Genomic DNA, 22,925 nt, shown 5'->3' on the forward strand with positions numbered 1-22,925 from the left:
TCCTAATCTTAATTCTAAACATAAATTTCTTTTCCGCTTTCTACAAATTCTTGTGATTTTTCTTGCATACCTTTTTCGGCTTCAGCAACATCACGAATTTCCTGTGAGATCTTCATAGAGCAGAATTTTGGTCCACACATCGAGCAAAAATGAGCCACTTTTGCACCATCTGCCGGTAATGTTTCATCATGAAATTCACGCGCTGTATCTGGGTCTAATGACAAGTTGAACTGGTCTTCCCAACGGAATTCAAAGCGCGCTTTGCTCAAGGCATTGTCACGGTATTGCGATCCTGGATGACCTTTGGCTAAGTCGGCGGCATGTGCGGAGATTTTATAAGTGATTACACCATCTTTGACGTCTTTTTTGTTGGGTAAACCAAGGTGTTCTTTTGGCGTAACATAGCATAACATCGCGCATCCGTACCAACCAATCATTGCTGCACCAATAGCAGAAGTGATGTGATCATAACCTGGAGCGATATCAGTTGTTAATGGTCCTAAAGTATAAAAAGGAGCTTCGTCACAATGTTCTAATTGTTTGTCCATGTTTTCCTTAATCATGTGCATCGGTACGTGACCGGGACCTTCAATAAATACCTGAACGTCATGTTTCCATGCTATTTTTGTCAGTTCACCAAGTGTTTCCAATTCGGCAAATTGTGCAGCATCATTTGCATCGGCAATAGAACCTGGACGTAAACCATCTCCTAATGAAAAGGCTACGTCATACTGTTTCATAATTTCGCAAATCTCTTCGAAATGAGTATAAAGAAAGTTTTCTTTGTGGTGAAACAAACACCATTTTGCCATGATAGAACCACCACGGGAAACAATTCCGGTAACGCGATTGGCTGTTAAATGAATGTAACGCAATAAAACACCTGCATGAATAGTGAAATAAGAAACACCTTGTTCGGCTTGTTCTATTAACGTATCGCGGAATACTTCCCAAGTTAAATCTTCGGCAACGCCATTTACCTTTTCTAAAGCTTGGTAAATAGGCACAGTTCCAATTGGCACGGGAGAATTTCGGATAATCCATTCTCTGGTTTCGTGAATGTTTTTACCCGTTGATAAATCCATAATAGTATCAGCTCCCCAACGGCAAGCCCAAACTGCCTTTTCTACTTCTTCTTCGATAGTTGAGGTTACGGCACTGTTTCCAATGTTAGCATTAATTTTCACCAAGAAGTTACGACCTACAATCATAGGTTCGCTTTCTGGGTGGTTGATGTTATTTGGAATAATGGCACGACCTCTTGCTACTTCGCTACGTACAAATTCCGGTGTGATTTTAGATTTTGGTGTATTAGCTCCAAAACTGTTTCCGCCATGTTGGCATTGCATGGCTTTGGTTTGTTCGTTTATTAGCTCCAAGCGTTGGTTTTCACGAATAGCAATATATTCCATTTCGGGAGTAATGATTCCCTGTTTTGCGTAATACAATTGGGATACATTGGCTCCTTTTTTGGCACGCATGGGTTTGTGTAAATATTCAAAACGCAATTCGTTTAGTCTTTCATCATTCAAACGCTTTTTTCCATATTCAGAAGAGATTTCAGTTAATTCTTCAACATCATTACGGTCCAAAATCCATTGTTCACGGATGCGTGGTAATCCTTTTCGAATGTCAATTTCGATATTTGGGTCTGTGAATGGACCAGAAGTATCATAAACAGTTACTGGAGGATTTTTTTCTATTCTGCCGTTTGACATTTTAGTGTCTGCCAATGCAATTTCTCGCATCGCTACTTTTATGGGATGGATGGTTCCGTCTACGTAAATTTTTGTAGAGTTAGGGAAAGGAGTTCTTGAGATTTTTTCTTCGTTATTCATTGTTCAGTAGTTTATGTTTTGATGAGTGTTTGTCTTCTGCTAGAGATAGTAATGGAAACCCGTAAAGTGGAAAGCCAAATAAAACAAGGATTAGTGAAGCGACCGTTAGGAAGCTTTGACTAAGACTATGTTTTATAGGATTGCAACTGCGGACTTGAAATGGATAGCCCGCCCGAGCAGCCAAACTATCCTCCTTGAGTTGCAGAGATGATGAGAATGTCGTCGGTTTCTTGTATAGGATGGGAATTCCAGTTGGATTTTGGAATCACGGTATTGTTAATGGCTACAGCAATTCCATTTTGTTTGATAGGAATTTCCAAGTCAAGAAGTGCCTGAACAGTTAGACTGTCAGTTGCAAATTGTTTTGTTTGATTGTTGATTTTAAGCTCCATTCCTTTTGAATTTAGTATACAGTTATACTTTAGGAATGGCTACATGGGTACATAAATGTACAAGGAAGTCATCTTACTTTTCCCTACGCTAGTATGAACTAGATCAGGTTCAGAGGGTAATTCTCAGCCTACAATTTGTAGACACCCCTAAAGTGTGGAACAAAAATAGGATATTATTTAATACGTGATTCTTAAATTTTGAAAAAAAATGAAACTTTTCGAACTTGTTTTGTTATTGATTTTGAAAAAGTTACTGTTTTTTCCAACAATCTTCTACGTGATCATCGACCATTCCTGTTGCTTGCATATGAGCATAAACTACGGTGGATCCCACAAATTTAAACCCACGTTTTTTCAAATCTTTACTGATAGCATCAGAAAGGGGAGTGGTGGCAGGAACTTCTTTCAGCGTTTTTCGATTGTTATTTATTGGCTTTCCTTCTGTAAATTCCCAAATATATTTGGAAAAACTGCCAAATTCATCTTGTACTTTCATGAAGGCAACCGCATTTGAAACTGCTGCGCGAATTTTTAACTGATTGCGAATAATACCTGCGTTTTGAAGTAATTCTTGGATTTTATCTTCGGTATAAAGTGCGACTTTTTTATAGTCAAAATCATCAAAAGCTAATTTGAAGTTTTCTCTCTTTTTTAAGATGGTTATCCAACTTAACCCCGCTTGAAAAGTTTCTAAGATTAGAAATTCAAATAATTTTTGATCGTCATAAACGGGAACTCCCCATTCTTCATCGTGATATTTTTCATAAATATCAATACCAACACACCATTTACATCTTGTTTTTTCTTCCATGATTATTCTGTTTCTTCTGATAAATATTTTTTTATTAAATGATGTCCTAAATAAATTAATGGAGTCAATAAAATAGCAATTCCTAATTTGAATGTATAGCCTATTATTGCAGAGCTTAAAAAAGTGTCAAAGTTGATTTTTCCGGGTAACCAAAATGCAATTCCTAATACAATAAAGGAATCGAATAATTGTGAAACTACTGTAGAACCAGTTGTTCTTAGCCATATTTTTCGTTCCCCTGTTCTATTTTTGAAAAACCAAAAAACGGTTACGTCTATTAATTGGGAAACTAAAAACGCGATAATACTACCGGCAATAATCCACATACTTTGACCAAATACGGCATAAAATTGAGAATCATTTACAGGACTAATTCCTTTTGCCGCAGGAACAAGTATGGCTAAAAGTAGAATAATAAAAGCATAAGCAATTAAACAAGCCGTAATATAGGATAGTTTTTTTACTCCTTTTTCTCCAAAATATTCATTGATTAAATCGGTAGTGAGGAAAACTACAGGCCAAGGCAAAATTCCGATACTCATAACGAAAGGTCCCACTTGTATCAATTTTCCACCGATTAATTCTGCTACAACTGCATTGGTAATGAAGATTCCTGCTAGGATAACAAACACAATATCTTTTTTGGATCTAAACATAAAAATTATTAGTTTTTCAAATTTAGTATTTTAATTTCTTTTTAGATAATAAAAAAAATCCCATCTTGTTTTTACAACAAAATGGGATTTTATATTTGGTTTAGAAAACTTCTAAAAATAAACTTAGAGATTCTGAACTTGTTTCAGAATAAATTATCCTAAAGCGGCTCTTTTGAAACCTGTAACGATAAGATCTTTGTCTAAAGATTTAGCATAAGTAGCAACACTCATTTTATTATCTTTGATGTAATCTTGGTTTACTAAAGTATTGTCTTTAAAGAAACGAGCCAATTTACCTTTAGCGATATTGTCTAACATTGCCTCTGGTTTTCCTTCTTGACGTAGGATATCTTTAGCAATTTCTATTTCTTTTTCGATAGTTTCAGCGTCTACACCACTTTCGTCTAATGCGATAGGTGACATAGCTGCAGCTTGCATAGCGATGTTTCTTGCAACTTCATCAGCACCTTCAATTTTTGCAGAAAGACCAACTAAAGTAGCGATTTTGTTTCCAGAGTGGATGTAAGACCCGATAAAAGCACCTTCTAATTTCTCAAAAGTTCTGATTTCTAGTTTTTCACCAATAACTCCAGTTTGCTCGATTAATTTATCAGCAACAGTAACTCCGTTGAAGTCAGCTGCTAAAAATGCTTCTTTAGTATCAAAAGTCAATGCTAAATTAGCCATTTCAGTAGCCATTTTCACAAAGTTTTCATTCATACCTACAAAGTCAGTCTCACAGTTTAATGTGATAACTACACCAGCAGTTTTGTCAGCATTTACAACAGCAATTGCAGCACCTTCAGTAGATTCTCTATCTGAACGGTTTGCAGCTACTTTTTGTCCTTTTTTACGTAGGTTTTCGATAGCTAAATCAAAATCTCCGTCTGCTTCAACCAATGCTTTTTTGCAGTCCATCATTCCTGCACCAGTGATTGTTCTTAATTTATTTACGTCTGCAGCAGTAATTGTTGCCATGTTGTATTTTTTTTTAAGGTTAAAAGTAAAAAATTCCAAGTTTCAAATCCAATTTCCAATTTTATTAAATTATCAACTTTAGGTTTCTAATTTTTTATGGAGAGGAATTAAAACTTGGAATTAAATGTTTATTTATTCTTCAGTTGCAGTTGGAGCAGCTGCTTCTACGGCAGGAGCTACTTCTACAGCTTCAGCAGCAGGAGCAACAACTTCAGCAGTAGCTTCACCTTCTTTGTCAGAACCTCTATCAGAAAGTCCTTCAACGATTGCAGCTGTTACTAAAGATAAAATTTTATCAATTGATTTAGAAGCATCATCGTTAGATGGGATTACGAATTCAACCTCTCTTGGGTCAGAATTGGTATCCACCATTGCGAAAACTGGAATGTTTAATTTTTGAGCTTCTTTTATTGCGATGTGTTCCGCTTTGATATCAACTACGAACAATGCAGCTGGTAGTCTAGACATGTCAGCGATTGAACCTAAATTTTTCTCTAATTTAGCACGAAGACGATCCACTTGTAAACGCTCTTTTTTAGAAAGGGTCATGAATGTACCATCTTTCTTCATTTTATCAATAGTAGCCATTTTTTTAACAGCTTTACGGATAGTTACGAAGTTAGTTAGCATTCCACCAGGCCATCTTTCAGTGATGTAAGGCATGTTTGCAGCTTTTGCTTTTTCAGCAACGATATCTTTTGCTTGTTTTTTGGTAGCAACGAATAATATTTTTCTACCTGATGCAGCGATTTTTTTCAAAGCTTCATTAGCTTCTTCAATTTTTGCTGCAGTTTTATATAGATTGATAATGTGAATACCATTACGCTCCATATAAATGTAAGGAGCCATGTTTGGATCCCATTTTCTAGTCATGTGTCCGAAGTGAACACCTGCTTCTAGTAATTCTTTTACTTCTACTTTGTTTGCCATTTTGTTCTAGTTTACGTTCTGTTGATTAGCAATGAATAAATGGCGATTTCTCGGCTTTATACATTTAGATGCTAAACTATTTCCTACCTCAGTAGGAGAGCAACAACAACTGTTTTTTTAAATTCAATAATAAATGCACGATGTCTTGTCCCATTTGAACAAGACAGGTAATATTAACGTTTAGAGAATTGGAATCTCTTACGAGCTTTCTTCTGACCGAATTTCTTACGTTCAACCATTCTTGGATCTCTTGTCAATAAACCTTCTGGTTTCAATATTCCTCTGTTTTCAGCATTTACTTCACACATAACACGTGCTAATGCCATTCTTACAGCTTCTGCTTGACCAGTTGAACCACCACCGTAAACGTTAACTTTTACGTCAAAGTTGGTTACATTTTCTGTCATAGACATTGGTTGTAAAACTTTGTATTGTAAAGTTGCAGTTGGGAAGTATGTTTCGAATGCTTTTTTGTTTACAGTGATTACTCCTGTTCCTTCCGAAACATAAACACGTGCAACAGCGGTTTTTCTTCTACCGATTTTGTGAATAACTCCCATTACTTAAGATCGTTAAGGTTAACTGTTTTAGGTTTTTGAGCGCCTTGTTTGTGCTCTGATCCTACAACAACATTTAAATTTCTAAAAAGTTCAGCACCTAATTTATTTTTAGGTAACATCCCTTTTATTGCTTTTTCAACTAGTAATGCAGGGTTTTTTGATTGCAATACTTTAGCAGTTAAAGTTCTTTGACCTCCAGGGTAACCAGTGTGACGGATGTATGTTTTTTCATCCATTTTGTTACCTGTAAGGTTGATTTTTTCTGAGTTGATAACGATTACGTTATCACCGCAGTCCACGTGTGGTGTGTAACTTGGTTTGTACTTACCTCTTAAAATCATAGCGACTTTTGAAGCAAGACGACCTAAGTTATGACCATCAGCATCTACAACAATCCACTCTTTTGTAACTGTGGCTTTGCTTGCTGATTGTGTCTTGTAGCTTAATGCGTCCATAATATTTTTTTAATTAAACATTCCATCCCCAATAAAGGGGTTGCAAAAGTACAATTAATTATTTTAAATACAAATACCTTAAAAGAATATTTTTTATATGTTTTTGTGCTGATAATCAAATGTATATTTAGAATAAATTTAAGATGTGTTTTTCGGATTATACTTATATTAGGTCTTTCAATAATTGTATTACATTTGTTGTCAAATAAAATTTGTATATTACACTTTTGTAAAAGCAGGTTTGTATTACATAATTACTATATTTTTATACAAGAAAACAAATTAAATGATTCTTGTAATCATTAAAAAGCAATAAATTCCGATCTATGAAAGCTAAAGCAACTTTAAAACAAATTGCAAAAGAATTAAATGTTTCTGTTTCTACAGTTTCAAAAGCACTTAACGATAGTCCTGAAATTAGTGAATTGACAAAAATTAAAATTAAGGAATATGCAAAACTTAAAAATTATAAACCAAACGTTATTGGTTTAAACCTTAAAAATAGAAAAACAAAAACCATAGGTGTTATTATTCCTAATATTCTAAATTCTTTCTTTGCAAAAGTATTTAGCGGAATTGAAAAAATTGCTGATGAAAAAGGGTACAATGTAATAATGTGTATCTCTAATGAATCATTAGAAAAAGAAGCGCATACCCTTGAAATGTTGAGTAACGGGACAATTGATGGGTTTATTCTATCGGTTTCAGAAGAAGCTCAAAAACTTCATGAATACAATCATTTCAAAGAGATTATTAATGATGGCACTCCTATAGTTATGTTTGATAGAATTGCTGAAGGAGTAGATTGTGATAAAGTTGTAGTTGATGATTTTGATTCGGCTTTAAATTCTACCCAGCATTTGATTGATTTAGGATGCAAGAATATCGCTTTATTTTCTTCTGTAGATAATTTAAGCGTAGGTAAATTAAGAGCTGACGGGTATCTTAAAGCATTGGCGGATAATAATATTCCTGTAAATGAGAATTTAATTATTCGTACAGATTCAGAGGATGATTTAAAGGATAAAATCGAGAATATTTTTGATAATAACAAAATTGACGGAATCTTTGCTTTGGAAGAAAATGACTCAGTGGCTGCATTGCGTATTGCTATTAAAAAAGGATATAAAGTACCTGAAGAAATTTCTATTATAGGTTTTGCAGATGGAATTCTTGCTTCCAGAAGATTATCACCAAGTTTAACCACGGTTAGTCAGCATGGTATTGAGATAGGGGAAGTAGCAGCCAAGTTACTTATCGATAGATTAGAATCGAAAGAAGAGAATCTGCCATATGAAACAGTTGTTATTAAAACAAAATTGAAAGAAAGAGAATCTACGAGAAATTTGTAGATTATTTTTTGAATTATTTTTTTATAAAGGTATCTTTTTTGTTGAAAAAAAAGATACCTTTATTGTTTATAATCAACAGGTTATGTTATGAAAAAATTTTACATTTTACTTGTTTCATGCTTTTTTGTAAATACTGCTTTCGCTCAAGCAAAGCTTGATGTTTTTGATATTGGCAGAAAAGGGACTATAGATGAAGCGAAGGAATTATTCAAAACAAATCCACAAGCATTTAATACCACAAACCAAGATGGTTTTTCTCCATTAATTTTAGCTTGTTATCGAGGTAATAATGAAGTAGCAAGATTTCTAATTGAAAATGGAAGCGATATAAATGGCACCAGTAATATGGGAACTGCTTTAATGGCAGCAGTTGTAAAAGGAAATTTTGAAATTGCTAAGTTACTCTTAAGTAAAAAAGCAGATGCTAATATTGCAGATGCAAATAGAACTACTGCGTTAATATATGCCATAATGTTTAAAAACTATGATATTGTGAGTTTGTTGATTAAAGCAAAAGCTAATCCTGATTTTAAAGATAACAGAGGTAATTCGGCTACGGATTATGCCATACTTGCTAATGATGATAAATTAATAGAAATCTTAAAAACTAAATAGCTATGAAAAACTTTACTTTAACTGTATTTGCTTTTTTTATTATTTCGGTTATGTCTGGGCAAACTTTTACTACTGGTACAGTTGATTTATCAACTACATCTGGATTAGCATATTCTGCAAAAATTGATGTGTCTTCAACATTGGTTACTTTAACAATGGTTGGGCCAAGTGACAGATACCTTGGATTGGGTTTTGGAACTAATTCTATGGCTGATGGAGGAGATGTTGTAATATGTACAGGAAGTGACTTAACAGATAGGACTTTTCAAGGGTCAGGGAATGTACCAGCTTTAGATGCAACACAAAGTTGGACTATAACTTCTAATACAATTGTATCAGGAGTTAGAACATTAGTTGCCACAAGAGCTTTAGTCTCTTCCGGGAATTATACATTCAGCAATTCAGCGGGTTCATTAATGCTAGTTTGGTCAAGATCTGGTACGGCAAGTTTTAATTTAGTTTATCATGGTTCGACAAATAGAGGAGCTCTTACCACTAATTTGATGCTAGGAAATAAGGACTTTACTGTAGAGTCTTTTAAGATGTATCCAAACCCAGCTAAAGGGTTTATGAGAATAGAACTTCCAGTGGCAATTTCTTCGGGAGAAGTCAAAGTTTATGATAATTTAGGAAGAGTGGTTAGGCAGCAAAAAATTACCAACCTTGATAATGTCATTAATACTTCTGGTTTAACGATAGGATCTTATACAGTTGTCGTGAGAACGGATTATGGAAATGCCACAAAAACATTATTGGTTGATTAATTTACTATTTGCACTAAATAAGAAAGGGTCAGATTAAATTAATCTGACCCTTTCTTATTGAAACTTAATGTGCTTCCAGCCAATCTTTCCCGGCTCCTAAATCGACATCCAAAGGAACATCGAGTTTAAACGCATGCTCCATCTCGTATTTTATCATGGGTTGGATTTTTTCGAGTTCAGAATTATGAACATCAAAAACAAGCTCATCATGAACCTGCAGTAACATTTTGCTTTTCCAGTTTTCGGATATTAGTTTTTCATGGATGTTAATCATCGCAATTTTGATAACATCAGCAGCGCTTCCTTGTATCGGGGCATTCACGGCATTTCTTTCGGCAGCACCACGAACCACAGCATTAGCCGAATTAATATCTTTCAAATAGCGGCGACGTCCAAGAATTGTTTGTACAAATCCATTTTCTCGGGCATATTCAATTTGTTCCTGTATGTATGATTTTAATCTAGGATACGTTTTGTAATAGGCCTCAATCAAAGCGGCGCTTTCGGAACGGGAAAGGGAAGTTTGGTTACTCAATCCAAATGCCGAAACACCATAAATAATACCAAAATTTACTGTTTTGGCATGGCTTCGTTGTTCACGAGTAACGTCTTCTAATGGAACATTAAAGACTTTTGATGCGGTAGATTTGTGAATGTCTTCATGATTTTGAAAGGCAGCAATCATGTTTTCTTCGCCACTCAATGCCGCAATAATGCGAAGTTCTATTTGAGAATAATCGGCAGAAACAATCGTGTAATTTTCATCTCTGGCAATAAATGCTTTTCTGATTTGTCGGCCACGTTCGGTACGAATTGGAATGTTCTGCAAATTCGGATTATTAGAACTCAAACGCCCGGTTGCCGCTACGGTTTGCATATAATCGGTATGTATTCGATTCGTAATTTTGTCTACTTGGTTTGGTAAGGCCTCGACATAGGTGTTTTGCAGTTTTACCAATTGTCGCCAATCAAGAATATCTTTTACAATTGGGTTTTCAGCGGCTAAATAACTCAAGATTTCCTCACCAGTGGCATATTGACCGGTTTTGGTTTTCTTTTGTTTGGCTCCGCCAATTTTTAATTTGTCGAATAAAATATCACCCAATTGTTTCGGAGAAGCCAGATTAAATTTCTCACCCGCAGTTTCATAAATGTTTGCTTCTAATATTTTAATATCATCATCTAATGTTTTTGATAGTGATTTCAAGAAATCTACATCCACACGAATCCCTTCTTTTTCCATATCAGCTAAGACTTTTACCAATGGGATTTCAATTTCCTCAAAAAGTTTTTTGGTGCCGGTTTTGTCTAATTCCAAAGTGAATATTTCTTTGAGTTGCAATGTGACATCAGCATCTTCAGCGGCATATTCTTTAATTTCTTCCAATTCAACGTCGCGCATTGATTTCTGGTTTTTTCCTTTTTTTCCAATTAAAGCTTCGATAGATTTTGGAGAATATTTTAAATAAGTTTCCGCTAAAATATCCATGTTATGACGCATATCGGGATTAATCAGATAATGCGCAATCATGGTGTCGAATAATTTTCCTTCTACTTTAATGTTGTAATTAGAAAGAATTTTTAAATCGTATTTTAAATTTTGCCCAATTTTCTCAATACTTTCATTTTCGAAAAAAGGAATAAATTTTTCGATTAAAGTTTGTGCTTCTTCTTGGTTTTCTGGAAATGGAACATAGAATCCTTTTCCCTTTTCATAGGAGAAAGAGATTCCAACCAATTCAGCGTGTAAGGCATCTAAGCCTGTCGTTTCAGTATCAAAACAGACAGCAGATTGATTTTGTAAATTTTGTAATAATAATTTTAATCCTAAATCACCTTGAATAATCTGATAAGAATGTTCCGTATTTTCTAATGAATTGTAATATTGATGGCGTGTTTCTTCAGAAGTTTCATCTGAACTAGTACTTCCAAAAAGATCAAATTGTTCTTCATTTTTGGGTTGTGGTTTTTTATATAATTTAGCTTCGTCAACCGGATTGTTAGCTGTTGCTGTTCCGCCTTTTTTAAATATAGTATCAAACTGTTCTGCCATTCTTCGAAATTCTAATTCGTTGAAAAGAGCATCTGTTTTCTCAACATCTGGAGTCGATAATTCATAATCGGTTTCATCAAAAATTACCGGACAGTCCAATAAAATAGTCGCTAAAATTTTAGATAATAATCCTTTTTCTTTATTGGCTTCAATATTCTCCTTCATTTTTCCTTTTAGCTTGTCAGTATTTGCCAAAAGGTTTTCCATAGTTCCAAATTCCTTTAATAATTTCTTTGCAGTAACTTCTCCTACACCGGGTAATCCTGGAATATTATCGGCGGCATCTCCCATCATACCAAGAAAATCAATGACTTGATCAGGTCTTTCAATTTCGAATTTTGCCAAAACTTCAGGAATTCCCCAAATTTCTATTCCGTTACCCATTCGAGCGGGTTTGTACATGAAAATATTTTCAGAAACCAATTGTGCAAAATCCTTATCTGGGGTTACCATAAAGACTTTGTAGTTTTGTTTTTCGGCTTGTTTTGCAATGGTTCCTATTAAATCGTCGGCTTCATAACCTTTGACTTCTATGATAGGAATATGCATAGCTTTCAGTAAATCCTGAATGTATGGGATAGCAATTTTTATAGCTTCAGGAGTTGCATCTCGATGTGCTTTGTATTCAGGGAATATTTCATTTCTTAATTGACTGCCACCATTATCAAAAGCAACGGCTAAATGATCCGGTTTTTCTCTTTTTATTACATCCATCAATGAATTCATGAATCCCATAATGGCTGATGTGTCCATTCCTTTAGAATTGATTCGAGGATTTTTTATAAAAGCATAATAACCACGAAAGATTAAAGCATAAGCATCTAAAAGGAACAGGCGTTTTTGTTGTGACATGATTGTAATTTTGTATAATTTTCAAAAGTACAAAACTTGTCAGATAAAGAATAGAGAGTTTTAAATATTTCTTATAAATCATATTCTTGAGTTTTGGTAATCTAAGAAATTGAAGCTAAATGATTTTTAATCTAAAATTTATTTGAAATTTTTACTAACATGACTGAATTTAATCGAAAACAGTATTATTAATAATAATATTTGTAAGATTATAAATATATAATTATTAAAAATAAGTATTTAATCGATAAAATGTGTATTTAAACGACATGTTTCGTAGCTTTACTAAATAGAGTTAGTGTCTAATGACGCTCTTTATATTTAATCTTTTAATTCGTTTATTATGAAAAAAAATTACCCTGCTAAAAAGGTATTACAAGCCTGTCTATTATTTTTCATGATAATAACGACAAATGTATTTTCTCAAGTGGGAATTGGAACAGTTACTCCTGATGCAAGTTCGGTTTTAGACTTAACGTCTACTACTCAAGGGATGCTAGCGCCAAGGATGACCACTGCGCAAAGGACATCTATTGCTAGTCCTGCGAATGGTTTGATGGTATATGATACGGATATCAAGGCCCTTCAGTATTATGATTCCTCAACCTCATTATGGAATAAAATATATGGGGATAAAGATGGACGATTAAAGTTTAAGCGTATTAAATCTACGGATGTTTTAGCAACAGTTCTAGCTGCAGAAAAAACGGCTGGAGGAAGCACTAAATACCTTCTTGATACGAATACTTTATATGAAATTAATGGTATTGTTAATGTTGACTTACCAATAGAATTGAATAATGCTTATATTGTTGGTGAGGATGCTGGAGAAGATAAATTGGTTAAGGCATCTGGGGATCTTTTTACAGGTACAACCGGAGGTTCTGTTAAGATATTGACGTTGACGGCAACAAGTGGTAATGTTTTTAATGTTATTGGAACAGGATCAATCGCATCAGGAACGCAAACTCAAAGTTTAGTTTTAAGGGATTGTATCATAGCAAGTTCTTCTAACATAGGTAAAATTGAAAATTTTGCATTAGCTTTTGTAAGTATCGTACAGTATTTAGGAAATACTACTGGGATTGTTTATAAAGATATCAGTAAGGTCTTGCTTAGTAATGCCGCTTGGTTTGGAAATAATTCTGGAACCTATGAAACATTTCAAGGAACTTTTGGTTTAGTTGAAAAAACAGGAGGATTTAGTGAAGTATACGGTGCGGTTGTTGGTCTTGATGTCTCCAGTAATCCAACAATTACCGGAGATGCAGTAATAGAATCAGCTGTTTTTACTGGAACGCTTACAACTGGTCTATATATAAAAGGGTACACGGTTGGGAACTATACAGGTTATAATTTTGATAATAGATGGGCAGTCAGATGTGCAGGGGTTCCAAATGAAGGTGATGCATTTGCAACAGGATTTTTATATGATAGTAACAACACGACTTCAACAAGAACAACCGCCACTGCTCAAAATACCGATTATAAAGTAATTACTAACGCTACAACTGTTTCTAATTTATATAGAGTTAAATCGGATGTTAGTGGGAGATTAACTTATACAGGTAAAAAAACAAGAACTTTTCAAGTTAATGCCTCAATTTCATTTGCTGAAGTTTCTGGTGGAACAAATGCGACCTATGTTTATTATATAGCAAAAATTTCTACCAATGGTACTACCGTAGTACCTCTGCCAGAAACAGAGACTTATATTGATACAAATAGTGGGTTTGTGCAATCTTTTCCAGTTACTGGGACAGTTTCTTTAAATTCAAATGAATCAATAGAAGTTCATGTGAAAAGAATAAATACAGGTACAAAAATATATTTGGATGTATATTCGTTGAATTTGTCTATGAAATAAGGAACAAATTTATATTTATAATTTCAAGGCTTCACTTTTAATGAAAAAGTGAAGCCTTTTTAATTGAATTAAATTTTTAAAAACTTAATAATAAGTTAAACTTTTCTACGTGGGTAAATCTTCATTTTTTCTTCATATTGTAGGTATACATTTGGTCTATAAATAACAAATGAATAATTTAAATTTTAGAAAATATGAAAAAAGTATTGATGTTAGTTGCAATTATGTTAGGAACAAGTGTTATGGTAAATGCTAAAACTATTCCAACAAAAAAAGCTCCGGCCAAAGAAGTGAAAGTTGAAAAACACAAAAAACACAGAGCAGAGAAACAAGCTGCTGCTATTGGAGCAGAAACATCTAAAGCAAAAAAATAATCAACGTTTTTGTTTTGCTTTCTGAGTAATGTAAAATGAATTGCCAAGATGGCAAAACAAAAGGGTTAATTGTTGAAAAAGCTGATAAATTTATTTATCAGCTTTTTTTATTACCAACTTTCATTTAAATTTATAACTATTAAAACAGTTACATTTACATTATTTGTTACTTTGAATAGTTTTACTAGACAAATCATTTATGAATATTCTTATCGTTGAAGACAATGCTGAATTAGCTATTGAGTTGAAAGATTTTCTTTCTACGAGTGGCTATGTTTGTAAAATCGCTAAAAACTGTGCCACTGCATTAGAGGAAATTAACAGCAATGATTATGATATTATGTTATTGGATCTTGGATTGCCCGATGGAAGTGGTTTTGAGATTTTAAAAACGGTTCGTAAAATACAATCTAAAATGGCAGTCATAATACTAACGGCCCGTGGCGAACTCGATGATAGAATTAATGGATTACAGCTTGGGGCAGACGATTATCTTACTAAACCTTTTGCTTTGACAGAGTTAGGAGCACGTTTATTTGCTATCATTAGGCGCATACATGGTTTTGTTGTTAATGATTTAGACATTCATGACTTTAGTTTGCAGCTTCAAGATTATAAAGTGCATTGTGATGGAATTCCAGTTAAACTGACCAAAAAAGAATTTGATATATTTCAATATTTGGTGCTAAATAAAAACCGTGTTATTACCAGATTACAATTAACGGAACATATTTGGGGTGACATTCTGGAGGTTAATTCTGATTCGAATTTTATTGATGTACATGTACGAAACTTGCGTAAAAAACTAGAAAAATACGCTGCTATTGAATGGTTTGAGACGGTAAGAAGTGTTGGTTACAGGATTAACGATTAAATTATTTTATGAAAATAAAACACCAATTAACCATCTTCAATGCTATAACCAGATTGCTTGTAATTTTGGTTTTATGGATGATGTTACCCGTTTTAGTTGAAAAAGTGGTTTATAAACATATTAATAAAAGTTTATTAGAAAAAAAGCAGAAGTTTATTGAACATTTAGATAAGAAGGAAATCAATGATTTCATTGTTAGGAATGACTCAACGGAAACCTACGCAAGCTTTTCTACATTGCATAGTGAATTTCTGCAATTATCCAGGTTGCCAATAAATTCCGAAGTAGATAAAACGGTTTTTATCAATGAGCCTCGAATAATTGAGGAAGAAAAAAGCGATTACAGGATTTTACAATATCAATTTCTTTATGAGAAAACTCGCTATCAGCTTGAAATAGGCAGTAGTCTGAGTGAAGTTGAGGAACTAACTTTTACAATTCGATTTTTTGTCTTAATCGTGCTCGTTATTATTCTATTAGTTACTTTTTTGATGGATATTTTTTATATAGAATATCTTTTGAAGCCTTTCTATAAAATTATCGATACTAAAATTCGTCGGGTAAATGAACCAGACACTTTTGATCATACGCCAATAAACTCCCATTCTGCAGATTTTCAGGAATTGGATATGGTCTTAAATCAAATGATGAATCGAATAAGCGAACTTTTCAAGAAAGAAAAACAATTTATTGCCAATGTTTCTCATGAGCTTTTGACTCCAATTGCATTATTAAAAAATAAATTTGAAAATTTACTTCAGAATGATTCATTAAACGATAGTGCTATTGATAAAATTGCCAGTTCTCTAAAAACGTTAGATATGCTCAAGAAAGTAATCAATAATTTATTGCTTATTTCAAGGATTGAAAACCATCAATACGAGTCTAATGAAACTATAAATCTAGGCGAATTACTTACTGATTTGCATGAAGATTTGAAAGATCGTATGGATGAAAAGGAATTGACTTTCACGATGAGTCTTCAATATGATTTTCAGTTTATTGGGAATAAAACCCTAATTCATATTCTTTTATATAATTTGATGGTAAATGCCATTAAATACAATAAAAAAAATGGAAGCATTACCATTATAGATGGATTTTTAGATTCCAATTATTTTCTGTCAGTTTCTGATACTGGAATTGGAATGAATGAAAGCCAAATAGATCAGATATTCAATCGATTTTCTAGAATAGATGCTAATGAAGAAGGAAATGGTTTAGGACTCGCCATTGCTGACAGTATTGCTCTTTTTCATCATATAATAATTGAAGTTACTTCCAAACTAGACGAAGGAACAACATTTCGTTTGCGTTTTCCGAATAATGAAAAACTTAATAAATAGTTAAAATTTACCAGAGAACGGAATCTTCATTAAATCTTCATTTAGCAGTAATACATTTGGTCTATAAATAAATCAAATTATTAATAATAAAATTCACGATCATGAAAAAAGTATTGATGTTAGCTGCAATGGTTTTAGGAACTACAGTAATGGTAAACGCTCAAACAGCTCCTGCAAAAACAGCTCCTGCTAAAGAAGTTAAAGCTACTAAAAAAGCTGCTAAAAAAGCTAAAAAAGTAGAAGCTGCAAAAGCTGAACCTGCTAAAATGGAAGCAACTAAAGCCAAAAAATAATTAATTACTCTTATTTTACTTTCGTAAAATTGTTTAAATGAATTATTAAAAGGTAGTTAGTAAAATAAATAGGGTTTAATTGAAAAAAAGCTGATAAAGAAATTTATCAGCTTTTTTTATAAAAAAGGGTTGTTGCAATGTATTTGGTACGATTTTAGTTAAATTTTGATTAATAAAAACTAAAAGTATTTTCTTAATTTGTTATTTTGTATAAAATATTATAAAATGATTCTTCGCATACTATTATTATGTATTGTCCTTCTTATTATTGAGCTTTATGCATTTCAAGCATTGCGAACCTTAATAAAGGTAAAATGGGTTTTGGTCTCCTACCAGATTATTAGTTTACTATTGTTAGTATTCATTGTTTATTCTTTCATGCAATTTGACCGTTCTGTAGGACAAACTAAACAAACAATGTTTACTATGGGTTTAGTACTTTTAGTATATGTTCCAAAAATGGTTTTAGCGCTTGTATTACTTGGAGAAGATATCTTTAGAATTGGAGCCGGATCAGTAAATTATTTTATTGAGAACAATGATAATATGACTTTTTTAGCTTCTAGAAGAAAATTTGTGAGTCAGATTGGATTAGGATTGGCTGCAGTTCCTTTTTTATCTCTAATATATGGTGTGACGGTTGGTAAGTACAATTATAAGGTTATTAAACAACGAATTTTCTTTCCTGATTTGCCTGATGCTTTCGATGGTTTTACGATTACTCAAATATCTGATGTTCATAGTGGAAGCTTTGATAATCCTGAAAAAATAAATTATGCGATAGATTTAGTAAATGAACAAAATTCAGATATGATTTTGTTTACTGGAGATATTGTAAATACGGATGCCAAAGAAATGCATCCCTGGATTGAAACATTCAACCGAATAAAAAAACACGAATATGGGAAATATTCGGTTTTAGGGAATCACGATTATGGCGAATATGTAACTTGGCCATCTGAGGCGGCTAAAGAGAAAAATTTTCAAGATATAAAAAGTCTATACGGACAAATTGGTTTCAAATTAATGTTGAATGAACATACTTTTATCGAAAAAGGGAATGATAAAATTGCATTAATTGGTGTGGAAAACTGGGGACAAAATTTTAAGAAAGCGGGCGATATTAACAAAGCATCAGAACATGTAAATAAAGAAGATTTTAAAATTTTGATGAGTCATGATCCATCACATTGGGATTACGAAGTGCAGCATCATGAGAAAAATTTCCACCTTACATTATCTGGACACACGCATGGAATGCAATTTGGGATTGAAATCCCGGGTTATTTCAAATGGAGTTTAGCACAATATGTTTACACACAATGGGCCGGTTTGTATGAAAATGTAGGACGATATGTCTATGTAAATAGAGGGTTTGGCTTTCATGCTTATCCAGGAAGAGTCGGAATAATGCCTGAAATTACTGTCATCGAACTAAAAAAAGGCAAGGATGTGGCTTAATTCGTTTAAAATGTTACATTTGTAGAATAATTATCTTTTTTTAGTAAATTTAGAAAATTAAATTTTTGCTTTTATGTCAAAATTTGGAGAACTTATAAACACACAAATTCCTGTGTTGATTGATTTTTATACGGATTGGAACGAATCTTCTGTTTCAATGCATCCTGTAATTAGAGATGTTGCTGCAGCGCTTGGCGATAAAGCCAAAGTAATTAAAATTGACGTTGATAAAAATCAAGAATTAGCCGAAGCACTCCGAATAAAAGGCCTTCCTACACTTATGATTTATAAAGAAGGGTTAATGATCTGGAGGCAATCTGGAGAGTTAGATGCTAACACTATTATTAGTATTGTTCAAGAACAATTTTAATAATTACTTTTTTTATTCTATAATATCACAGATAAAATCATTCTTTTCTAGATAGGCTAAAGTTCTTGGAAGTACATATTCTAAGTTTTTGAAAGCTTTTATGCTGTCATGAAAAACAATTATACTTCCTGATTCTATATTGGATAGTACGTTTTCTAAACATTCTTCCTTAGATAGCTTTTGATCAAAATCTGCGCTTAGCACATCCCACATTATTATTTTATAGCCTAATCTCCGTATTTCTTTAGCTTGGGTTGTTTTTATCTTTCCGTAAGGTGGACGAAAGACTTTAGATTTTAGGTTGGTTACAAATTTTTGAATGATTTTTTCACATCGTATGAAATTTTCTATGTAGCTCTCAGTTGTCGTTTTCCAGCCATTCAGATGATTGAATGTATGATTCCCTATTGCGTGGCCTTCATTAATTACTTTTTTGAATATTTCGGGATGTTTTTCAATGTTATCTCCAATACAAAAAAAAGTTGCTTTTGCTTTGTGTTTTTTTAATTCTTCCAAAACCCATTCAGTGATTTCAGGAATAGGTCCATCGTCAAAGGTGAGGTAAACTTTATTTCTAGTATTGGGTAAGTCCCAAATGTAATTTGAAAATAATTTTTTTATAATCCAACTCGTTTTTATCCAATGAAGTTTCATTTTTTTTATTTTAAAAGTAAAAAAAAATAGCGACATTTTTCAATATCGCTATAGTTTATGATGGTCTTGTGTTTATTTAAGGTTATTCTTTCTCACGACCAAAACGTTCAAACATTTTAATATAGGTATTAAAAATCACTTTGTTTTTATTGTAAAATGCAGAGTCGCCACTTTCTTTCATTACTTGCAGCAATCCTCTGTAACGCTCAATGTCAGTTATAATATCAATTGCAATACTGGTTTGATCAACAGGTGTAAGATTGATATAATAATTAAGATTTTCTTTATATTTAGTCATTAGTTTTTCAAGAAGTTCCTGAGCTTTTTCTTTTTCTCCAACTGCATAGTATCCTTTTGCAAATGGTTCAACCAAAGAATAATAGCCAAATTTATCCAAAGGCATTTTTGTCATAGCTAAATCGATAATGTTTTTAGCCTTGCCATTCTTTCCTTCTGCAATTAATTGATTCATCAATCGAGCAAGATTCATTCGATACGTGATACTATTTCTTCGGGTTTCTGGATCATGATAAATAGTTGGACTTTCGCTGTTTCCCCAATCCCATTTCATAACGTTTGTGTACATTTTATCAGCATCAATTTGTCCCATTTCCATCTGGTTGTCATCTTTATTCAGTTTGGTTCTTATAGGGACTAATTTATAAACCATTCCGTCTAATTGAAGGTAATTTTTCATCCAGATATAATCTTCATCATCAAAGGCACCACCACTAAAATAAATAGGTCTTTTCCAGTTATTGTTAGCTACTATATCAAGCATCATCAATCTGTTTTTGTATAGTGCATTTCCTTTGATGTCAATGTCTATATAAGGAACGATGGAGTCGTTGTATTTTGCAGAAACGACCTTGTTGTTGATGATAGTATTTTTGTCAATAGGAATTCGTATTTTATTGGTTGGATAAAAATGAATGGTTTGACCATTTTGCATTTCAACAGTAGATTTTGGATTTTTAATAAAATTGATGAAATCTTTTATTTCCCATCTAGTTTCCACTTTTGGAATATGCGCTACGTAATCCAGTTTGTCACCTACATATTCGTCATGGACAAATGAAATAGGCAAAGGATCTGACTCGTATGTTTTAGTTTTCATTTGATCAATATACCAATCCGTCATGAAAAGACTCGTGTTTACTATTTTTACATCGGTTCTCACCTTTTCTATTTCTTGAGCATACCAAAGAGGGAATGTATCGTTGTCGCCAATGGTAAATAATATCGCATTTTTATCGCATGAATTTAAATATGCTTTTGCCATCGCAACAGCGGTGTATCTATTAGAACGATCATGGTCATCCCAGTTTTGAGATGCCATAAGTACAGGTGCTGCTAATAGACAAGATACTATAAGTAATGGGCCTGCTATTTTTGGGGCCAAATATTTCTGTGCACTTTCGTATAGCGCATAGACGCCAAATCCTATCCAGATAGCAAATACATAGAAGGAACCCACTAACGCATAATCTCTTTCGCGGGGTTCAAAAGGTCTTTCATTTAAGTAAATTTTCAATGCTATTCCTGTGAATAAAAATAGTGCTAACAGGACGTAAAAACTCTTTAAATCTTTATTAGCATGATACATCAAGCCAATAAGTCCAAGTATAAAAGGTAAAAAGAAATAAACATTTCGTCCCTTGTTATTCAATACATCTGATGGTAAATTATCTTGAGAACCTAAATGTAAATCATCAATAAATTTGATTCCACTAATCCAATTCCCATCTAAATTGTCGTATTTCCCTTGAACATCACTTTGGCGTCCAACAAAATTCCACATTAAATACCTCCAGTACATGTATCCGAATTGATATTCGAACATGAAACTGAAATTGTCAACAGTCGTTGGTTTTTCTATGATTAAATAATCACCATAACTTTTCAAAAACGAAACATAGCCGTCATTGTCAATTTGTTTTTGAGCATAAGCTTGTCTGAATTCTGTTACTGTTTTTTCAACTTCATTTTTCAACTGCGCAATGGCTTTGTTGTATTCTTCCTCGGTTAATTTACTTGGATCAATTCCGTATTTTGCTAAGTCATCTTCATACGGATAATCTGGATTAATCTTAAATTGTGGAGGATTTGTGAAATTCATGTAATTCGCGACATGCTCTGTGCTCCACATCCTAGGTAAAATAGTTTTTTGATTGTCATCACTATTTTGTTCGGCATTTTTGAAATTATTGGTGATAAGATACTTGCCTGTTTTATAGTCTCTTTCGTAGTTTGGAGCTTTGTCTAAGTAAGGATTTTTTTTATCTAATCCGGCAAAAGTTTCTGTGTACTGAGATCCATAAAATAAAGGGTTTACACCATATTGTTCTCTATTGTAATAAGCAAGAACCTCTGCTGCATCCGATGGTTTATTCTCATTAATTACAGTATTGGCATTGGCTCTGATAGGCAACATCATCCAAGTAGAAAACCCTATTAAAATGAATAATATGCAAAGGATTATTGTATTGTAAAATACCAATCCTTTTTGTTTGGTGTATTTTAAACCAAAATAAAAGAAGGCGATGAAGAGTAAGGCAACAAAAATAGTTCCTGAATCAAATGGCATTCCCATTTCGTTTACCATAAAAACTTCGGTTTTTCCAAAGAAAGCCATTGTTAACGGTAGTAATAATTTGAATATAAATAGCAATATGGCAATTACAACAACATTTGCAATGATGAAGTTTTTGATGGTAACAACTTTATAGTGTTTGAAAAAATAAAGAAAACCAATTGCTGGAATTGTTAATAAAGCCATGAAATGCACCCCAAATGATAGTCCAACGACTAATGAAATGATCAATAACCATTTGTTTCCTCTAGGTGTTTCCATGTCTTGTTCCCAGCGTAAACCCAGCCAAAATAATAAAGCAATGAATAAAGAAGCCATCGCATAAACTTCGGCCTCAACTGCATTGAACCAAAAACTATCAGAAAAAGTATACGCTAATGCGCCTACAAAAGCACTGCCTAAAACAACAATGTCATTGTTTTTATCATTTTCAGAAAATCTAGAAATCAGCCTTTTTAATAACATTGTAGATGACCAATACATAAAAAGGATGGTAAAGGCACTTGAAAAAACGGACATCATATTAACCATTAAAGCAATATGTTTGTCATCTGAAGCAAACATCGCAAAAAAGGCGCCCATCATTTGAAATAAAGGGGCTCCGGGTGGATGTCCAACTTCTAATTTTGCAGCTGTGGCAATATATTCTCCACAATCCCAGAAACTCATTGTGGGTTCAACGGTCATTGTGTATGTTACTAATGCGATTCCAAATGTAAACCAACCTATAATCGTATTCCATTTATTGAAATTGAATGTTGCCATATTTCAGTGCTAAATTGTAGTTAAATTTTGAGATACAAAGAAAATGTTTTTTTATGTAACGATGCGAGCATT

General features: G+C 33.1%; 21 protein-coding genes and 1 riboswitch. Of the genes, 10 read left to right on the forward strand and 11 right to left on the reverse strand.

Annotated features, from left to right (window positions below; translation table 11 throughout):
• Nucleotides 1–14: 14 nt before the first annotated feature.
• The 8 genes from thiC to rplM all read right to left on the reverse strand — a co-directional run bounded on the left by thiC (nt 15) and on the right by rplM (nt 6,620).
• Nucleotides 15–1,838 carry a phosphomethylpyrimidine synthase ThiC gene (gene thiC / locus OA85_RS06625; protein WP_039108710.1) on the reverse strand — a complete coding sequence of 608 codons (1,824 nt, stop codon included), beginning with the start codon at nt 1,836–1,838 and terminating at the stop codon, nt 15–17.
• A 185-nt stretch (nt 1,839–2,023) separates the two neighbouring features.
• Nucleotides 2,024–2,230: a sulfur carrier protein ThiS gene (thiS, locus tag OA85_RS06630; protein ID WP_039108711.1), complete on the reverse strand. Its 207-nt coding sequence runs from the start codon at nt 2,228–2,230 to the stop codon at nt 2,024–2,026.
• Nucleotides 2,231–2,293: 63 nt separating this feature from the next.
• Nucleotides 2,294–2,389: riboswitch (TPP riboswitch) on the reverse strand.
• Between the two features lie 91 nt (nt 2,390–2,480).
• Nucleotides 2,481–3,041 carry a DNA-3-methyladenine glycosylase I gene (locus tag OA85_RS06635; protein ID WP_039108712.1) on the reverse strand — a complete coding sequence of 187 codons (561 nt, stop codon included), beginning with the start codon at nt 3,039–3,041 and terminating at the stop codon, nt 2,481–2,483.
• A 2-nt stretch (nt 3,042–3,043) separates the two neighbouring features.
• Nucleotides 3,044–3,697: a queuosine precursor transporter gene (locus tag OA85_RS06640; RefSeq protein ID WP_039108713.1), complete on the reverse strand. Its 654-nt coding sequence runs from the start codon at nt 3,695–3,697 to the stop codon at nt 3,044–3,046.
• A gap of 153 nt (nt 3,698–3,850) precedes the next feature.
• Nucleotides 3,851–4,675: a translation elongation factor Ts gene (gene tsf, locus OA85_RS06645; protein WP_039109420.1), complete on the reverse strand. Its 825-nt coding sequence runs from the start codon at nt 4,673–4,675 to the stop codon at nt 3,851–3,853.
• Between the two features lie 132 nt (nt 4,676–4,807).
• The gene (rpsB, locus tag OA85_RS06650; protein WP_039108714.1) at nt 4,808–5,605 is read right to left on the reverse strand and encodes a 30S ribosomal protein S2; all 798 of its coding nucleotides are present in this window, start codon (nt 5,603–5,605) and stop codon (nt 4,808–4,810) included.
• Nucleotides 5,606–5,778: 173 nt separating this feature from the next.
• Nucleotides 5,779–6,165 (reverse strand): 30S ribosomal protein S9, encoded by a 387-nt coding sequence (gene rpsI / locus OA85_RS06655; protein WP_039108715.1) that lies wholly within the window; start codon nt 6,163–6,165, stop codon nt 5,779–5,781.
• Nucleotides 6,165–6,620: a 50S ribosomal protein L13 gene (gene rplM / locus OA85_RS06660; RefSeq protein ID WP_035669714.1), complete on the reverse strand. Its 456-nt coding sequence runs from the start codon at nt 6,618–6,620 to the stop codon at nt 6,165–6,167. Before rplM ends, rpsI begins: the two co-directional genes overlap by 1 nt.
• 326 nt (nt 6,621–6,946) lie before the next feature.
• On the opposite strand from rplM, the gene OA85_RS06665 reads away from it, so the two are divergent.
• From OA85_RS06665 to OA85_RS06675, 3 genes are all read left to right on the forward strand, one after another.
• Nucleotides 6,947–7,972, forward strand: coding sequence for a LacI family DNA-binding transcriptional regulator (locus OA85_RS06665; protein ID WP_039108716.1), 1,026 nt, complete (start codon nt 6,947–6,949; stop codon nt 7,970–7,972).
• Between the two features lie 87 nt (nt 7,973–8,059).
• A complete protein-coding gene (locus tag OA85_RS06670) occupies nt 8,060–8,587 on the forward strand; it encodes an ankyrin repeat domain-containing protein (protein ID WP_039108718.1) in 528 nt (175 codons plus the stop codon).
• 2 nt (nt 8,588–8,589) lie between these two features.
• Nucleotides 8,590–9,351, forward strand: coding sequence for a T9SS type A sorting domain-containing protein (locus OA85_RS06675; protein WP_039108719.1), 762 nt, complete (start codon nt 8,590–8,592; stop codon nt 9,349–9,351).
• A 64-nt stretch (nt 9,352–9,415) separates the two neighbouring features.
• On the opposite strand, the gene polA is transcribed toward OA85_RS06675, so the two are convergent.
• On the reverse strand, nt 9,416–12,256 hold the full coding sequence (gene polA / locus OA85_RS06680; RefSeq protein WP_039108721.1) for a DNA polymerase I: 2,841 nt from the start codon (nt 12,254–12,256) through the stop codon (nt 9,416–9,418).
• A gap of 343 nt (nt 12,257–12,599) precedes the next feature.
• Here polA and OA85_RS06685 point away from each other — a divergent pair, with 343 nt between their 5' ends.
• The 7 genes from OA85_RS06685 (at nt 12,600) to OA85_RS06715 (ending at nt 18,841) form a co-directional block, all read left to right on the forward strand.
• Entirely contained in the window at nt 12,600–14,123 is a 1,524-nt protein-coding gene (locus tag OA85_RS06685; protein WP_039108722.1) for a hypothetical protein, read from the forward strand.
• 194 nt (nt 14,124–14,317) lie between these two features.
• Nucleotides 14,318–14,497 (forward strand): hypothetical protein, encoded by a 180-nt coding sequence (locus OA85_RS06690; RefSeq protein WP_039108723.1) that lies wholly within the window; start codon nt 14,318–14,320, stop codon nt 14,495–14,497.
• Between the two features lie 199 nt (nt 14,498–14,696).
• On the forward strand, nt 14,697–15,371 hold the full coding sequence (locus OA85_RS06695) for a response regulator transcription factor (RefSeq protein ID WP_039108725.1): 675 nt from the start codon (nt 14,697–14,699) through the stop codon (nt 15,369–15,371).
• An 8-nt stretch (nt 15,372–15,379) separates the two neighbouring features.
• Nucleotides 15,380–16,717: a HAMP domain-containing sensor histidine kinase gene (locus OA85_RS06700; protein WP_231557081.1), complete on the forward strand. Its 1,338-nt coding sequence runs from the start codon at nt 15,380–15,382 to the stop codon at nt 16,715–16,717.
• Between the two features lie 101 nt (nt 16,718–16,818).
• Nucleotides 16,819–17,010, forward strand: a complete 192-nt coding sequence (locus OA85_RS06705; RefSeq protein ID WP_039108726.1) for a hypothetical protein — start codon at nt 16,819–16,821, stop codon at nt 17,008–17,010.
• Between the two features lie 225 nt (nt 17,011–17,235).
• On the forward strand, nt 17,236–18,471 hold the full coding sequence (locus OA85_RS06710) for a metallophosphoesterase (RefSeq protein WP_039108728.1): 1,236 nt from the start codon (nt 17,236–17,238) through the stop codon (nt 18,469–18,471).
• Between the two features lie 73 nt (nt 18,472–18,544).
• Nucleotides 18,545–18,841 (forward strand): co-chaperone YbbN, encoded by a 297-nt coding sequence (locus tag OA85_RS06715; RefSeq protein WP_039108730.1) that lies wholly within the window; start codon nt 18,545–18,547, stop codon nt 18,839–18,841.
• A gap of 12 nt (nt 18,842–18,853) precedes the next feature.
• Here the strand turns inward: OA85_RS06715 and OA85_RS06720 are convergent, their stop codons facing one another.
• Both OA85_RS06720 and OA85_RS06725 read right to left on the reverse strand, forming a co-directional pair.
• A complete protein-coding gene (locus OA85_RS06720; protein WP_039109422.1) occupies nt 18,854–19,495 on the reverse strand; it encodes a polysaccharide deacetylase family protein in 642 nt (213 codons plus the stop codon).
• 82 nt (nt 19,496–19,577) lie between these two features.
• Nucleotides 19,578–22,853 (reverse strand): DUF2723 domain-containing protein, encoded by a 3,276-nt coding sequence (locus OA85_RS06725; protein ID WP_039108731.1) that lies wholly within the window; start codon nt 22,851–22,853, stop codon nt 19,578–19,580.
• Nucleotides 22,854–22,925: the final 72 nt, after the last annotated feature.

Origin of the sequence: Flavobacterium sp. AED, from assembly GCF_000812945.1 — a bacterium.
Taxonomy (GTDB): domain Bacteria; phylum Bacteroidota; class Bacteroidia; order Flavobacteriales; family Flavobacteriaceae; genus Flavobacterium.

Excerpts from the sequence above, each read along its gene's own strand:
- OA85_RS06720 (WP_039109422.1), bottom strand. The coding sequence starts at position 19,495 with ATGAAACTTCATTGGATAAAAACGAGTTGGATTATAAAAAAATTATTT.
- thiS (WP_039108711.1), bottom strand. The coding sequence starts at position 2,230 with ATGGAGCTTAAAATCAACAATCAAACAAAACAATTTGCAACTGACAGT.
- rpsB (WP_039108714.1), bottom strand. The coding sequence starts at position 5,605 with ATGGCAAACAAAGTAGAAGTAAAAGAATTACTAGAAGCAGGTGTTCAC.
- OA85_RS06665 (WP_039108716.1), top strand. The coding sequence starts at position 6,947 with ATGAAAGCTAAAGCAACTTTAAAACAAATTGCAAAAGAATTAAATGTT.
- OA85_RS06705 (WP_039108726.1), top strand. The coding sequence starts at position 16,819 with ATGAAAAAAGTATTGATGTTAGCTGCAATGGTTTTAGGAACTACAGTA.
- OA85_RS06640 (WP_039108713.1), bottom strand. The coding sequence starts at position 3,697 with ATGTTTAGATCCAAAAAAGATATTGTGTTTGTTATCCTAGCAGGAATC.
- OA85_RS06635 (WP_039108712.1), bottom strand. The coding sequence starts at position 3,041 with ATGGAAGAAAAAACAAGATGTAAATGGTGTGTTGGTATTGATATTTAT.
- OA85_RS06725 (WP_039108731.1), bottom strand. The coding sequence starts at position 22,853 with ATGGCAACATTCAATTTCAATAAATGGAATACGATTATAGGTTGGTTT.
- thiC (WP_039108710.1), bottom strand. The coding sequence starts at position 1,838 with ATGAATAACGAAGAAAAAATCTCAAGAACTCCTTTCCCTAACTCTACA.
- rpsI (WP_039108715.1), bottom strand. The coding sequence starts at position 6,165 with ATGGGAGTTATTCACAAAATCGGTAGAAGAAAAACCGCTGTTGCACGT.
- OA85_RS06715 (WP_039108730.1), top strand. The coding sequence starts at position 18,545 with ATGTCAAAATTTGGAGAACTTATAAACACACAAATTCCTGTGTTGATT.
- OA85_RS06695 (WP_039108725.1), top strand. The coding sequence starts at position 14,697 with ATGAATATTCTTATCGTTGAAGACAATGCTGAATTAGCTATTGAGTTG.
- OA85_RS06685 (WP_039108722.1), top strand. The coding sequence starts at position 12,600 with ATGAAAAAAAATTACCCTGCTAAAAAGGTATTACAAGCCTGTCTATTA.
- OA85_RS06710 (WP_039108728.1), top strand. The coding sequence starts at position 17,236 with ATGATTCTTCGCATACTATTATTATGTATTGTCCTTCTTATTATTGAG.
- rplM (WP_035669714.1), bottom strand. The coding sequence starts at position 6,620 with ATGGACGCATTAAGCTACAAGACACAATCAGCAAGCAAAGCCACAGTT.
- OA85_RS06700 (WP_231557081.1), top strand. The coding sequence starts at position 15,380 with ATGAAAATAAAACACCAATTAACCATCTTCAATGCTATAACCAGATTG.
- polA (WP_039108721.1), bottom strand. The coding sequence starts at position 12,256 with ATGTCACAACAAAAACGCCTGTTCCTTTTAGATGCTTATGCTTTAATC.
- OA85_RS06670 (WP_039108718.1), top strand. The coding sequence starts at position 8,060 with ATGAAAAAATTTTACATTTTACTTGTTTCATGCTTTTTTGTAAATACT.
- tsf (WP_039109420.1), bottom strand. The coding sequence starts at position 4,675 with ATGGCAACAATTACTGCTGCAGACGTAAATAAATTAAGAACAATCACT.
- OA85_RS06690 (WP_039108723.1), top strand. The coding sequence starts at position 14,318 with ATGAAAAAAGTATTGATGTTAGTTGCAATTATGTTAGGAACAAGTGTT.
- OA85_RS06675 (WP_039108719.1), top strand. The coding sequence starts at position 8,590 with ATGAAAAACTTTACTTTAACTGTATTTGCTTTTTTTATTATTTCGGTT.